The sequence below is a fragment of the Bradyrhizobium sp. Kon10 genome (assembly GCF_055807395.1).
Map to the genome: position 1 here is coordinate 148,074 of NZ_JBVVOZ010000011.1, position 14,028 is coordinate 162,101.

Annotated in this window: 10 protein-coding genes; 2 read left to right on the forward strand and 8 right to left on the reverse strand. The window is 64.5% G+C overall.

What is annotated here, in order from left to right:
• Positions 1 to 299: 299 nt before the first annotated feature.
• Together AC0L2O_RS17655 and AC0L2O_RS17660 are read left to right on the forward strand one after the other, a co-directional pair.
• Complete coding sequence (locus AC0L2O_RS17655) at positions 300 to 1,790, forward strand: hypothetical protein (protein WP_473370595.1); 1,491 nt, start codon at positions 300 to 302, stop codon at positions 1,788 to 1,790.
• A complete protein-coding gene (locus AC0L2O_RS17660) occupies positions 1,787 to 3,268 on the forward strand; it encodes a hypothetical protein (RefSeq protein ID WP_473370596.1) in 1,482 nt (493 codons plus the stop codon). Before AC0L2O_RS17655 ends, AC0L2O_RS17660 begins: the two co-directional genes overlap by 4 nt.
• Positions 3,269 to 3,311: 43 nt before the next feature.
• Here the strand turns inward: AC0L2O_RS17660 and AC0L2O_RS17665 are convergent, their stop codons facing one another.
• The 8 genes from AC0L2O_RS17665 to tolB all read right to left on the reverse strand — a co-directional run bounded on the left by AC0L2O_RS17665 (position 3,312) and on the right by tolB (position 14,016).
• On the reverse strand, positions 3,312 to 3,452 hold the full coding sequence (locus tag AC0L2O_RS17665) for a hypothetical protein (protein WP_473370597.1): 141 nt from the start codon (positions 3,450 to 3,452) through the stop codon (positions 3,312 to 3,314).
• A 469-nt stretch (positions 3,453 to 3,921) separates the two neighbouring features.
• Complete coding sequence (gene ftsH / locus AC0L2O_RS17670) at positions 3,922 to 5,844, reverse strand: ATP-dependent zinc metalloprotease FtsH (RefSeq protein WP_369721430.1); 1,923 nt, start codon at positions 5,842 to 5,844, stop codon at positions 3,922 to 3,924.
• A 255-nt stretch (positions 5,845 to 6,099) separates the two neighbouring features.
• The gene (gene tilS, locus AC0L2O_RS17675; protein WP_473370598.1) at positions 6,100 to 7,161 is read right to left on the reverse strand and encodes a tRNA lysidine(34) synthetase TilS; all 1,062 of its coding nucleotides are present in this window, start codon (positions 7,159 to 7,161) and stop codon (positions 6,100 to 6,102) included.
• A gap of 85 nt (positions 7,162 to 7,246) precedes the next feature.
• A complete protein-coding gene (gene ybgF, locus AC0L2O_RS17680) occupies positions 7,247 to 8,266 on the reverse strand; it encodes a tol-pal system protein YbgF (protein WP_473370599.1) in 1,020 nt (339 codons plus the stop codon).
• Positions 8,267 to 8,444: 178 nt separating this feature from the next.
• Positions 8,445 to 8,933 carry a peptidoglycan-associated lipoprotein Pal gene (pal, locus tag AC0L2O_RS17685; protein ID WP_369721428.1) on the reverse strand — a complete coding sequence of 163 codons (489 nt, stop codon included), beginning with the start codon at positions 8,931 to 8,933 and terminating at the stop codon, positions 8,445 to 8,447.
• A gap of 239 nt (positions 8,934 to 9,172) precedes the next feature.
• A complete protein-coding gene (locus AC0L2O_RS17690; RefSeq protein ID WP_473370600.1) occupies positions 9,173 to 9,934 on the reverse strand; it encodes an N-acyl amino acid synthase FeeM domain-containing protein in 762 nt (253 codons plus the stop codon).
• Between the two features lie 153 nt (positions 9,935 to 10,087).
• A complete protein-coding gene (locus tag AC0L2O_RS17695) occupies positions 10,088 to 12,424 on the reverse strand; it encodes a putative bifunctional diguanylate cyclase/phosphodiesterase (protein ID WP_369721426.1) in 2,337 nt (778 codons plus the stop codon).
• Positions 12,425 to 12,666: 242 nt separating this feature from the next.
• Entirely contained in the window at positions 12,667 to 14,016 is a 1,350-nt protein-coding gene (gene tolB / locus AC0L2O_RS17700; RefSeq protein WP_409192791.1) for a Tol-Pal system beta propeller repeat protein TolB, read from the reverse strand.
• Positions 14,017 to 14,028: the final 12 nt, after the last annotated feature.

The following is a 14,028-nucleotide window of genomic DNA, read 5'->3' on the forward strand; positions in this document are numbered from 1 at the left end:
CTGGTCTGGTCTTTTGGCTTCCCAGCGCCGCCCGACCATGGAACCGAACCTAGGGACAAAGAATTGCGCCGCAGTTAATTCGACTGCGGAAATACAGAACGGTTTGCGTGTATTCGGCGATGGTAAACCGAAATTAAAAACGAACGGTTAAATTGCCGGGACATCAACCGGCGCCTCGTCCGCAGCGGTATCCACGTGCGTTGAGCGCGCTCTCGTTGCGCCGATTTACCCGAAGTTATGACCGCCATGGTCCAATGCCGCGCGCTCGGCCGACAGGACCAAGAACAAGACGAGGCGGCATGTCCCTTTCCTTCACCAACGCAATCGCCGTGCAGAGCCGCGCGCGCGCACTGGTCCCGTTGTGCGTGGGCGCGGGCGCCTATCTCTTCTTTCTCTATATCGGTGACACGCTGCTTCAGGATTCCGACTCGTTCTGGCAGATCAAGATCGGGCAGTGGATCCTCGATCACCACGCCGTGCCCTATACCGACTTCTATTCCTTCACGCGGCCCGGCGCGCCCTGGATCTCGACCTCGTGGCTGTCGCAAGTGATGTTCGCGTTCTCTTATGCGCACTGGGACTGGGCCGGGCCTGTGATCCTGACCGCAGTCGCGATTGCCGCGTCGGCCGCAATCTTCGTGCATCTGCTCGATGCGCATCTCGAAATGCCGCGCTCCGTGCTGTTCGCGATGCTGGCGGTCGTGCTCTCGCTGCATCATATTCTAGCGCGGCCGCACATGCTGGCACTGCCCGTGATGATCGCATGGGTCGGCATGCTGATGGCAGCGGCCGATCGCAAAGGCGCGCCGTCCTGGTATTGGCTGCCGCTGATGTCGCTGTGGGCGAACCTACATGGCGGCTTCGTGCTGGGGCTGGCGCTGATCGGCCCGATGGCGCTCGAGGCGATCTGGACGCTCGAGTCCGGCAAGCAGGTCCGGCTGCTCGCGCGCTGGTTCCTGTTCGGCGTCGCGGCGATGCTTGCCGCCTGCGTCACGCCCTATGGCTGGCGCACGCTGCTGGGCGCGACCAACATCCTCAATCTCGGCGAGTTGCTGTCGGTCATCTCCGAATGGATGCCGGCGAATTTCGCCTCGTTCTCCGCGTTCGAAGCCGCGATTCTCGGCCTGATCGCGATTGGCCTGTTTCGCGGCCTGACGCTGTCGCCGCCGCGCATTCTTCTGATTTTGCTTTTCACCTGGATGGGGCTTACCCATGTCAGGAGCATCGAGGCCTTTGCGTTCCTGGTGCCGCTGGTGCTGGCCAAGCCGCTCGGCGAAAAATCGCCGCTGTTGCAGCCTGACGCGCAAGGCACCGAAAGCTGGGCGGCCCGCTATGTCACCCTCACCGGCGCACTGATGATCGCGGCCGCAGCCTGGACCTCGACCTCGATCTACATGTCGCATCATCGCTTCACCTTCACGATGGACCAGACGCCGGTTGCCGCCGTCGACCTGCTCCAGCAACGCAAGGCACAGCGCATCTTCAACGCCTACCAGTTCGGCGGCTATCTGATCTCGCGCGACATCCCGGTGTTCGCCGACGGCCGCGCCGAGCTCTATGGCGAGAAGTTCGTGATGGACTTCTTCAAGGCGGTCGAGGTCAAGAAGCTCGACAACCTGACGCGGCTGCTCGAAGAGTACAAGATCGACGCCACGCTGATGGTCGCTGACGCCCCGGCCGCGCAGGTGCTGGATCACATCAAGGGCTGGAAGCGGCTTTATGCCGACGACATCGCCGTGATTCACGTGCGGGACAGCGAGCCCGACGCGTCTGCGCCGACGAAGCCATGACGATCGCAGCCAGCGTTCCCGTCGCGCGGCGCCAGCGCAATCTGGCGCCGCTTTGCGTCGCGGCCGCGGCCTATCTGCTGCTGCTGGTCAACGGCGACAGCCTGCTGCACGATCCGGACACGCTCTGGCAGATCAAGGTCGGCCAGTGGATCCTCGATCACCGGGCCGTGCCCTGGACCGACTTCTATTCCTTGACGCACCAGGGCGAGGTCTGGCTGTCGACGTCCTGGCTGTCGCAGGTGCTGTTCGCGACCATCTATTGGTCGTGGGGCTGGGCCGGGCCGGTCGTGCTGACCGCGGCCGCGATCGCGCTGGCGATGGGGCTATTGCTGGCCTTCCTGCAACGGCATCTCGAGCTGCCCTATGCGCTGCTGTTCTGCCTGCTGGCGATGACGCTGGCCGCGCCGCATCTGCTGGCCCGTCCGCACGTGCTGGCGCTGCCGGTGATGGTCGGCTGGAGCGGTGCCTTGATGGCCGCGGCCGATCGCGGCCGCGCGCCCTCCTTCCTGCTGCTGCCGCTGATGGCGCTGTGGGCCAACCTTCACGGCGGCTTCGTGCTCGGGCTCGCCTTGGTTGGCGCGATCGGGCTTGAATCGCTCTGGCGCGCGGCACCGTCGCGCCGGCTTGCGCTCGCATGGCGGTGGACTGCATTCGGGCTTGCCGCGCTGGTGGCGAGCTGCTGCACACCCTACGGCCTGGATAGCTTGCTGGGGGCTGCCCGCATTCTCAGCCTCGGCAAATCGTTCTCGATCATCGCCGAATGGCGTCCGGCCGATTTCAGTTCGTTCAGCCCGTTCGCGGGCGCGCTGCTCGGGCTGCTCGGCCTCGGGCTGTGGCGCGGCCTCTCGCTGTCGCCGCCGCGCGTGCTGCTGATCCTCGGCGCCACCTGGATGGCGCTGGCGCATGTCCGCAGTATCGAGACTTTTGGCGTGCTCGTCCCTCTGGTGCTGGCGCAGCCTCTGAGCCAGTGGATCAGACCCGCCTCGGATACGCCGCGCGGCATGCGAATGGCTCCTGGCGTCCCGGCGGCGCTGGCCGCGGTGGCGATCGTGCTCGCGACCGCGAGCGCGACCGTGACCTTTGCAGGCCATCACAGCTTCCAATTCTCCATAGTGCAGACGCCGGTTGCGGCGGTGGACGTGCTGGCTGAGCGCAAGGCCGCGCGCATCTTCAATTCCTACGGCTTCGGTGGCTATCTCATCGTGCGCGACTTCAGGCCGTTCGTCGACGGACGATCGGAGCTCTACGGCGAAAAATTCCTGATGGGTTATTTTGCCGCCGAAGACGGGCGCGATGTATCCGGTCTGCTGCGCATGCTCGACGACAACAGGATCGACGCCACGCTGCTCACCACGGACTCACCTGCCGCACAGATCCTGGACAACATCAAGGGATGGAAGCAGATCTATGCCGACAACGTCGCGGTGATCCATGTGCGCGACAATGCGGGCGGCGCGACCGCCGCGACGTCGAAATGAGGACGCAGCTCCGCCGCGCGGAAGGCTGGTCATTCATCTTCGATCACAAAAACAGAAACGTCCCAATCAGCAGGCCCGCCGCGAAAGCGAGAAGCCCCAAAGTGGAGGCTGAAACGATGCGGACGAGGATGCGGACTTGCTCCTCGTATTCCTGTTCTGCGGTCTTGTGGGACTGAGCCGTCATTGCAACTGCCCTGCCATCGCCCAGATCGGGCGAATGTACGCGCGAGATTATGGCCAGCAAGAGGCAGTTTAGCCCCGCCGCGGTGCCCTGTTCGTGATCCCTGCGGCCGATCCTTCGAGACGCCCGCTTTGGCGGGCTCCCCGGGATGAGGGCCGAGTGCGGTTAACTATTTCAGCGGGCCGATGCTGCTCGCTACAGGCTTTCAGCACCGCCTCCACGAGAGCTGTTGTTGATCGTTGCGACCTTCGCGGGCACGAGCGTCGCGAGCGATTGCACGCAAACGCCTCAACAGACTCGTCATTGCGAGCGGAGCGAAGCAATCCAGAACTGCATCCGCGGAGACACTCTGGATTGCTTCGCTGCGCTCGCAATGATGGTGGCTCGGTGGTCAGCGCCAGCAACTCACCATCCGCAAGAAAAAACGCGGCGTTGCCGCCGCGTTTTTTTGATTCGATCTGCCGCTGCTCGATTACGCCTGCGGCTGCGGCTCCAGGCCGGGATCCGGATCGGGCCGCGGGCGCGGCTTGCCGGCCGGCGGCACTGCGGAGGCGCGCGGCGTGGTCGGCTCGAGCACGGACTCGCGGTTCGGCTTCTTGCCCTTGAGCAGGTCGATGATCTCGTCGCCCGAGAGCGTCTCGAATTCGAGCAGGCCCTTGGCGAGCGCTTCGAGATCGGCGCGCTTCTCGGTGAGAATGCGTGTCGCTTCGTTGTAGCCCTCTTCGACGAAACGCCGGATCTCGGTGTCGATCTTCTGGACCGTGGCCTCCGAGGCGTTCTGGGTGCGCGACACCGACATGCCGAGGAAAACCTCGTCCTGGTTTTCGCCATAGGACACGGTGCCGAGTGCCTCGGACAGGCCCCAGCGCGTCACCATCATGCGCGCGAGGCGCGTGGCCTGCTCGATATCGGACGACGCACCGGACGTCACCTTCTCGCGGCCGAAGATCAGCTCTTCGGCGACACGGCCGCCCATCATGATGGCGAGCCGCGAGGTCATCTGCTCGAGCGACATCGAGAGCTTGTCGCGCTCGGGCAGCTGCATGACCATGCCGAGCGCACGGCCGCGCGGAATGATGGTCGCCTTGTGGATCGGGTCGGTCGCGACGACGTTAAGGCCGACGATGGCGTGGCCGCCCTCGTGATAGGCCGTCAGCAGCTTCTCTTCCTCGGTCATGACGAGCGACTTGCGCTCGGCGCCCATCATCACCTTGTCCTTGGCCTCCTCGAACTCGGCCTGCGTCACCATCCGCTTGTTGCGGCGGGCGGCGGTCAGGGCGGCTTCGTTGACCAGGTTCATCAGGTCGGCGCCGGAGAAGCCCGGCGTGCCGCGCGCGATGGTCTTGAGGTTGATATCGGGGGCCAGCGGCACCTTGCGGACGTGAACCTTGAGGATCTGCTCGCGGCCGACGACGTCCGGATTGGGCACCACGACCTGACGGTCGAAGCGGCCTGGACGCAGCAGCGCGGGATCGAGCACGTCGGGACGGTTGGTCGCCGCGATCAGAATCACGCCCTCGTTCGCCTCGAAGCCGTCCATCTCGACCAGCAATTGGTTCAGCGTCTGCTCGCGCTCGTCATTGCCGCCGCCGAGACCGGCGCCACGGTGACGACCGACCGCGTCGATTTCGTCGATGAAGATGATGCAGGGCGCATTCTTCTTGGCCTGCTCGAACATGTCGCGCACGCGGGACGCACCGACGCCGACGAACATCTCGACGAAGTCAGAACCGGAAATGGTGAAGAACGGCACGTTGGCTTCGCCCGCGACCGCACGCGCGATCAGCGTCTTGCCGGTGCCGGGAGGGCCCACCAGCAGCACGCCGCGCGGAATGCGGCCGCCGAGGCGCTGGAATTTGCCGGGGTCGCGCAGGAATTCGACGATCTCCTGAAGGTCCTGCTTGGCCTCGTCCACGCCGGCGACGTCCTCGAAGGTGACGCGGCCATGCGCTTCCGTCAGCATCTTCGCGCGGGACTTGCCAAAGCCCATCGCCTTGCCGGCGCCGCCCTGCATCTGCCGCGACAGGAATATCCAGACGCCGATCAGCGCGATGAAGGGAAGCCAGGAGACCAGCAGCGAGACGAACCACGGCACGTTGTCGCCGGGCGGCTTCGCGGTGATCTGGACCTTGCTGTCATAGAGGCGCTTCACCAGCGTCGGATCGTTCGGCGCATAGGTCTGGAAGCTCGAGCCGTTGGTGAAGGTGCCGTGGATGTCCGGCCCCTGAATCACGACGTCGCGCACATTGCCGCGGTCAACCTCGCTCAACAGCTGGGAGAAGGCGATGTCCTGCGAGGAGGCGCGCTGGCCCGGATTCTGGAAGAGCGTGAACAACGCCAGCAGCAGCAAGACAATGATGACCCAGAGGGCGAAATTGCGCAGATTGGCGTTCATCGATCTTCCTTCGTGGTCGCGCGGATCGCGGCCTGGTCCTTGGGCAGTACGAGGAAATCCCCAAGGAATCCTCATCGTTAGACGCATACAATTTAGGTGCCGCCCCGGTCGCTGCCAAGGGAACGAGATGGGACTATTTATCCCATCTTAGCGCGATTCCCGCTGAAATAATGGCGCCGGAAGCCGGGTTTTTCCCGCCTGGTTAAGGTGGCCTGATGGTGCCCGGCCAAATCAGCCGGTGTCATGGTCCGCGGCTCAGCCGCCCTTGCGCCGACGGGCCGGCGCCGGGGCGACGTGGATACGCCCGCCGGCCAGGCTGATCAAGGCCCCCGCAAGGGTCTGCTTCAAGGCCGGCCGGCCATTTGCGGATGAGCGGGGGCCCTCGGCAATGGCCTGATCGAGCGCGGCCAACAGGGTTTCGACCTTGCCGAGTTCCGCCGGTCCCTCATGGCCAAGGCGATTGATGGCCCGCAGCAGCAGCCGCAGCCGGACCTCCTCCGGCACGGCGGCGAAGGCTTTTGCCTCGAAACTTCGCGCAGCCGGGCCATGCGGCGCATCGCCGCGATCGCGCAAGCGGAGGAAGCGCTCGGCGCCATCGGTCAGCACCTCGACCGCCGCATTGGCGCGGGCGAGCCGCGCCGCGAGCCGCACCAGATTGCGGGCATCGCCGCCCTCGCGCGCCAGCTGCGGCAACAGCGCGCGCAGCCGCGGCCGCGTGTAGGCGGTGTCGCGGTTGGTGGGATCATCGGCGAAGCCGATCCTGGCCCGCTTCAAGGTCGCGATCAGCTGCGACTTCGGGACATCGAGCAGCGGCCGCGCCAGCACGATTCCGTCGCGCGTCATGACGCGCGCCATCGCCGACAGTCCGGCAATGCCGCTGCCGCGCAACAGCCGCATCAACAGGGTCTCGGCCTGGTCGTCGCGGGTATGCGCGGTCAGCACATGGGTCGCACCCGTTGCGCGCGCGGCCTGCGCAAGCAGGCGGTAGCGGGCCTCGCGCGCAGCGGCGGGCAGTCCCGTGTTCGGCTTTGCGCCGCGCCAGCGCAGGGTTCGGTGCGCCAATCCGAGGGCCGTGGCCAGCCGCTTGACCTCGCGCGCCTCGCGCGCCGCCTCCACCCGCAGGCCGTGATCGACGGTGACGACGACAAGCTGCGGGCCGCGGGCGAGGCTGCGCTGCCAGCGCGCCGCGAGCCACATCAGCGCGACCGAATCCGGTCCGCCCGAAACTGCGAGCACCAGCGCGGGCGCGCTTTTGAAATCGGCAAAGAGCCGCTTGGCCTCGCGCGCCGAGATCGGCGCATGGTCGTCGTCTGACATGATGCTGCCCGGCCATCGTCAGCGGAAAGCAGACTGTTTAGCTTAGCGCAGCACGATCCGCCTTGTCAGGATCGAACGCTCCGTCTCAGCACTTGACCCGCTTCTGCTCGCGGTCGACGGCGGCTTTGACGCCGCCGGAGGCGCGCGGATATTTGCGCCCGACCTCGCCGAAGGCGGCGCAGGCGGCCTCCTTCTCCTTCAGCGCCGCAAGCGACTGGCCGAGCCGCAACAGCGCATCCGGCGCCTTGGCCGATTTGTCGTATTTGGTGGTGACGGCGAGGAAGGCTTCCGCCGAGTCGCGATATTGCTGGCGCTGGAAATAGCTCTCGCCGAGCCAGTATTGCGCGTCGCCGAGCAGCGGGTCGTTCGGATATTTCTGCGCGAAATTCTTCATGGTCTGTTCGGCGAGCGCATAGTCCTTGCGCTGCATGTAGCCGATGCCAAGGTCGAACTCGTCGCGCGGCGTTGCCGAGGGCGGCAGGGTCGCCAGTTCGCCGCCAGCTGCAGGCTGCGGATAGCCGGGCTGGGCCAGCGGATAGGCCGGCTGTGCCGGCGCCGCTGCCTGCGGATAGCGGCCGCCAGTGTTGTTCAGATCGAGCGGCTCGCCGGCGCCCCTGCCGCCGGGCGCGCCCGCCGACAGCGGCTGCTGGCCTCCGCCCAGCGCACGCGGCGCACCGGGAGCGTTCGGGGTCTGGCTCGGGTCGAACGCATCGCCGCGGCGGCGCATGCCGGGAGCACCGGGCGCCGGCTGCTCCTGAACGATCGGCGCGGGAGTGCCGATTTGCGGCTGCTCGTAATTCGGCTGGGCGGCCTGCTGCTGGCGGTAGGCCGGCGCGATCTGCGCAGGCGGCACGGCTGCGACGTTGGGCTGCGCCGGCGCCTGGCCGGGCGCACCGCCCTCAAGCTGCCGGAGGCGGTCCTCGAGCTGGCGGTTGCGGAATTGCAGCTCTTCGTTCTGGCCGGTGAGCTGGCGCAGCTGGTTTTCCAGCCGCTCGATCCGGATCTCCGGGTCGGCATCGTCCGATTGCGCGAGGACGGGCGAGCCGAGAGCGATCAGCGCGGCGATCGCCACGGTGCCGGTAATGGCCTTAAATCTGGATGACATCTTGCCCTGACGACGAAAGCGAAATGGCCTGCGACGGAACCGTCGACGCGCCACACATTGAAGTGGACTACGCCAAAAATGTGACTGGCACCACGGTGTTTCTGTCACAGATCGCTGAAACGAAACCGGCGCCCGAAAGGGCGCCGGCAAAGCTCGGTGGTCGTGGAACGGCGGTGCTTTAAGAGCTCGCGTTCAGCACGGTGACGGCGCGACGGTTCTGCGACCAGCAGGAGATGTCGTTACAGACGGCGACCGGCCGCTCCTTGCCGTAGGAGATCGTGCGCATGCGGTTGGCATCGATGCCGCGCGAGGCGAGGAACGAACGCACCGATTGGGCGCGGCGGGCGCCGAGCGCAATGTTGTATTCGCGGGTGCCGCGCTCGTCGGCGTGACCTTCAATGGTGAAGGAGTAGCGCGGATAGGTCTGGAGCCACTGCGCCTGCTTCTCCAGCGTCACGATCGCCTGCGGGGTGAGATCGGTCTGGTCGCTCTCGAAGAACACGCGGTCGCCGACGTTGACCACGAAGTCCTGCTGGCTGCCAGGCGTCGCGGCGCTGGCCATCGCATCGGCACCCAGATTCTTGTTGGCGCAGGCGCCCATCGACAGCGCGATCGCAAGCACCGCAGCCAGCTTTAATCCCTGGAGGATGCGCATAGGATATTTCATTCCGGAGCCTCCACGCTCACGTTAGTCCACTGCCGTCCGGTCTACAGGGGGTTGGTTAAGCGAACGTTCCGTCAACCTTGATGGGATGTTGCCAAAGCCGGTCAAATGCCCCCCACCGGCGAAAAGCAACCGCCATGGTTAATGGGTTGTAAATGTGGCGCAAGGGTGAAGGCAAGCCGTCCAACGGCCGAAAGTGCGGGCTTTGCGGGGTTTTCGGCAGTCCCGTGCCGGGATCGTGCTTAGCGGGCGGAACCGATTGCCGGCGCCGGCGCATCCGAATTCCGCGGGGTGGCCAGCAACACCGGCCGCGAGGCCGCCTGGCGCGGGCTGCTGCGCTCAAACAACATGCGCCGCTCAAATGCACTGGAGCGCATGATCGGAAAGCGGCTCAGTATCCTCTCCCGAACCTGAGGATACTCCGACGCCATCAGCACCGCCTTCTTCGTCGGCCAGCCCGGAAACGAGCGCGGTTCGCTCAGGGTCTCGCACAAGAATACCCGGCGGTAGAACAGCTGATGATCGGTACGCACCATCGAAAGCCCGACATCGGCATTGAAATGCTCGCAGGCAATGAAGGGGAGCCGCACAGTCAAATACGGCAATTCCGGGAACCGCTGCTGCATTTCGGGATCCGCAACAAATCGACACGGATCGACAAAAACCTCGCCCCGGTCCAGGCGAGGATGCAGGATGTCGCCGAACACCTCGGTGGTGTAGGACGAGCGACATTCGGAGGTCAGAATGTGGATGCGGACGGCACTGCAGAGTTCGTCCTCGACGTAGACACCGAAATTCCAGACGTTGGGCGCGTCATCGAAACGGTCGGTCACCCGCTGTGACTCCGACGCCGGGATCAGTCCCGCCTGCAGGTAGGCCCGATAACGCATCAGGTGGAGGCGATCCTTGTCCTCCGGCGTTTCAATGAGCCGATAGTCGATACGATCGAACAACGCGGCTCCACGTGGGAGAAGCGCGGTCTGCGGTTCGGCCCCGGACTTCATCTGTAATCCTACGCTGCAAGCAACTTCTGCGGGTAGCGCGAGATTAATGGTTCCTTAACGCAATTGCAAAGGCTTAGAAACGTTAGGGTTAACCTTTGCACCCGTAGAAGTGCGGGGACAGCAGAGGCCTTCAGAGATGGACGGAGAAAAGCGTCAAGCGATCGATCGCGATGCGGCGACCATCTGATCCTTGCCCGTGCGATGGCCGTGCGAGGCATTGAGCAACTGACGAATCCGTACGGCCGGAACAGGCCGACTGAACAGATAACCCTGGCCCTCGGTAACCGTCCCGTCGGCACTGATCAGTTCGAGTTGCTCGTTGGTTTCGATGCCCTCGACCACAACCGACATCCCGAGGTCGGCGGACAGCCGCGCCACGCCGCGCAGCAGAGTCAACGGACGGTCCGTGTCGATTCCTTCAAGGAAGGAGCGGTCAATCTTGACCTTCTGCATCGGGAAATTGTGCAGATAGCTGAGGCTGGAATAGCCGGTGCCGAAATCATCCAGCGAGATGTGAACGCCGAGCGCACGCAATTGCGACAGGATGTCATGGGTGAGCTGGGTGTTGCGCAACAGCGAGGACTCGGTGATCTCGATCTCGAGGCGGTGCGCCGGCAGGCCCGAGACTTCGAGCGCGTAGCGGATTTCGCTCAGCACGTCGCGCTGGTGGAACTGGTGCGGCGAAAAATTGACGGCGACGCTGACGCCCTCCGGCCACTTCATGCATTCCATGCAGGCCCGGCGGAGGATCCAGCGGCCGAGATCGACGATCAGGCCCATGTCCTCGGCGACCGGGATGATGTCGATCGGCGAGACCGTGCCGCGCACTGGATGGTTCCAGCGCAACAGCGCCTCGCAGGTGGTGATCTTGCCGGACTTCAAATTGACCAGCGGTTGATAGAACAGCTCGAATTCCTCGTTGGCGAGCGCCTTGCGCAGGTCGAGCTCCAGGGTGCGGCGTGCCTCGACGGTCGCCGCCATCTCGTCGCGGAAGAAGCAGAAGGTACCGCGGCCGTCGGCCTTGGCGCGATACAGCGCCATGTCGGCATTCTTGAGCAGCGTATCGGCCCTGACGTCGCCTTCCGGCGAGGTCAGCGCGATACCGATGCTGGCCCCGATCTCGACCAGATGATTATCGATGCGGTAGCGCTCGCTCAGGCGTTCGACGATGCGGCGGGCAAGACTCGCGGCGTCCTCCGGCGAAGCGATGTTCTGCTGGAACACGACGAACTCGTCGCCGCCGAAGCGGGCGACGTAATCCTCCGGCCGCAGCATCTCGCGCAGACGATTGGCGACGGCGCACAGGAGCTGGTCGCCGCAGGGATGTCCCAACGTGTCGTTGACCTGCTTGAACTGGTCGAGGTCGACGAAGAGCAGGGCCGACAGACGTTCCGAATGCCGCGCAACCGCGAGCAACCGCTCGATTTCGTCGCGAAAACTGACGCGGTTAGGCAGTGCAGTGAGATCGTCATAGCGCGCAAGGTGGCTGATCCTGGCCTCGGCATTGCGCCTTTCGGTGACATCCTCAAGCAGCACAACCGCACCGCCGTCGGCCATGGGCTGCACGGTCCATGACAGCGAACGGTTCCTCTCCGTATCGGGATCGGATGTAATGATCTCGTTTGCCTGCGAGGTTTCGATGTCCGCAATAATCGCCTCGCCGCTAGCGGCTGAAATCGATCCCGCTTCGACGCACGCGGCGACGATGTCGCGCGCGCTGGTGCTGCCCCGTGCGAGATTGTCAGGCAGGCTCATCATCGCGGCAAAGCGGTGGTTCATCACCGCGAGCTGACCGTCGACGCGAAACATGCACAGCCCATGCGGCATGTTGTTGAGGGCCGTGTCGAACTGACCGGCGAGCGCCGCCTCGCGCTCTCGCGCGATAACGGCTCGCAAGAATATCCTGTGCAGATTGGCGGAGAGCTTCATGACGGACAAAAGAAACGCGGCACACACGACGGACATGGCCACGTAGTAGGGCGTGCCACGCAAAGCCAGCGCGATCACCGCCGGGCCGAATATCAGGGTGGCTTGCAAACGGAATATCGATTGCCTTCCGTAGGCCCTCCCCGCTCCTCCCGCGACGATCCCGGTGGTGACCGAGAGAGCGATCATGTGGGCGGTGGCGTCGTCATTGCTCAACAGCGTTGTGGAACACCATAGGCCGATCACGGTGGCCTGAATGAGCGCTCCCATCTGATAACGGTTCTGCCAGCGCGCAGCCTGTTCGACAGTCAGGACTGATCTTCGAATCTGGTACCGGTGCAAATCGAAGGCGCGTATAGCCCCCGCAAGAATGAGAAGCGGAACAAATCCCCAGATCAGCGTCTGTCCCGTCTTCAACGCGGTCAAGGATGCCGACAACGCCGAGAAGACGATGCCGGTCAGCACCGTGCCGGGCGCCTCGAACAAGGAATCGGTCAGCGCCGCCGAGGTCGTCGGCGAAACCTGCTCCTTCTCCGGCTCTACGCTCTGGCTTTCGAACTGCATCTGGGGTGTACGCGCATCCTGTCCGAGGCGTACTTTTACCCAGCTCAGGTGAAGTCTTTCTGAGGGAACATCGTTAAAGTCGAGTTGTTCTGAACCACCAACGATCCAAATACATCAACAGAAACAAAGGACTGGGAAAAGTTTGCCGGGCACAACCTGAACGAATAGTTGCCTCAGCAAAACATCTCGCAAACTTTGTCGAAAAGCGCGCGTTCGAACCATCGTGCGTCAGGAGCCAAACGTTATTGGCCCGCGGTCGAGGACAGGAGCGGCGACCATGCCGGGTCGGAAGCAAAACCCGGCGTCGGCACCTTCAGCTCGTTGCGGCCCGAGATGTCGACGGAGAACAGCGACGGTCCACTGTTGCCGCCGGGATCGCGGAAGAACATCAGCACGCGCCCGTTCGGCGAGAAGGTCGGGCCTTCGTTGTGAAAGCCCGAGGTGAGCAGCCGCTCGCCCGAGCCGTCCGGCTTCATGACTCCGATCGAGAACTGCCCGCCACCCTGCCTGGTGAAGGCGATGTAATCGCCGCGCGGCGACCACACCGGCGTCGAATAGGTGGCGTTGTTGTCGTCCTTGGAGAAGGAGATGCGCTGCGCCTGTCCGCCGCCGGCCGCCATCACATAGATCTGCGACCTGCCGCCGCGATCGGACTCGAAGCAGATGCGGGCGCCGTCCGGCGAATAAGACGGAGACGTGTCGATCGCCGGCGTGTCGGTGAGGCGCGTGGTCGAGCGCGAGCGCAGATCCATCACGAACAGGTTTGAATTGCCGCCCTGCTGCAAGCTCATGATGACGCGCTGGCCATCGGGCGAGAAGCGCGGCGCAAACGTCATGCCGGGGAAGTTGCCGACGATCTCGCGCTGCCCGGTCTCGATGTTGAAGAGATAGACCTTCGGATCGCCCTGGCCGAACTCCATGTAGGTGATCTCTTGCGAGTTCGGCGAGAAGCGCGGCGTCAGCACGAGGTCGGCGCCGCGGGTCAGATAGCGCACATTGGCGCCGTCCTGGTCCATCATCGCGAGCCGCTTGACGCGGCGCTCCTTCGGGCCGGACTCGTCGACGAACACCACGCGGCTGTCGAAATAGCCCTTCTCGCCGGTCATCCGCTCATAGATCTGGTCGGAGATGATGTGCGCGATGCGGCGCCAATATTCCGGCGACGTGAAATATTGCTGGCCGGTGAGCTGCTGGCCCGACACCACGTCCCACAGGCGGAATTCGGCCTTGAGCCGGCCGTCCGGCTGCCGCGTCATCCGGCCGGTGACCAGCGCCTGTGCGTTGATGGTCTTCCAGTTCTGGAACTGCGGCGCGGCGTCGAAATTGCTGATGCGCTCGATGAAGGCGGCCTGGTCGATCGGCGCAAACAGCCCCGAACGCTTCAGATTGTTGGTGATCACCTGGGTGACCCCGTTGCCGACGTCGGCGTCGGATGGCGAGCCCGGCACGAAGTTGGTGATCGCGATCGGGACCGGCTGAAACTCGGTGGGATCGATGCGGAGGCGCGGCTGAGGCTGCTGGGCGAGAGCACGTCCGCCCCCGAGGATCGCAAGCGTCGACCCGGTCAGGGTCATGAAGCGGCGGCGGTTCATCGATCGGACGTC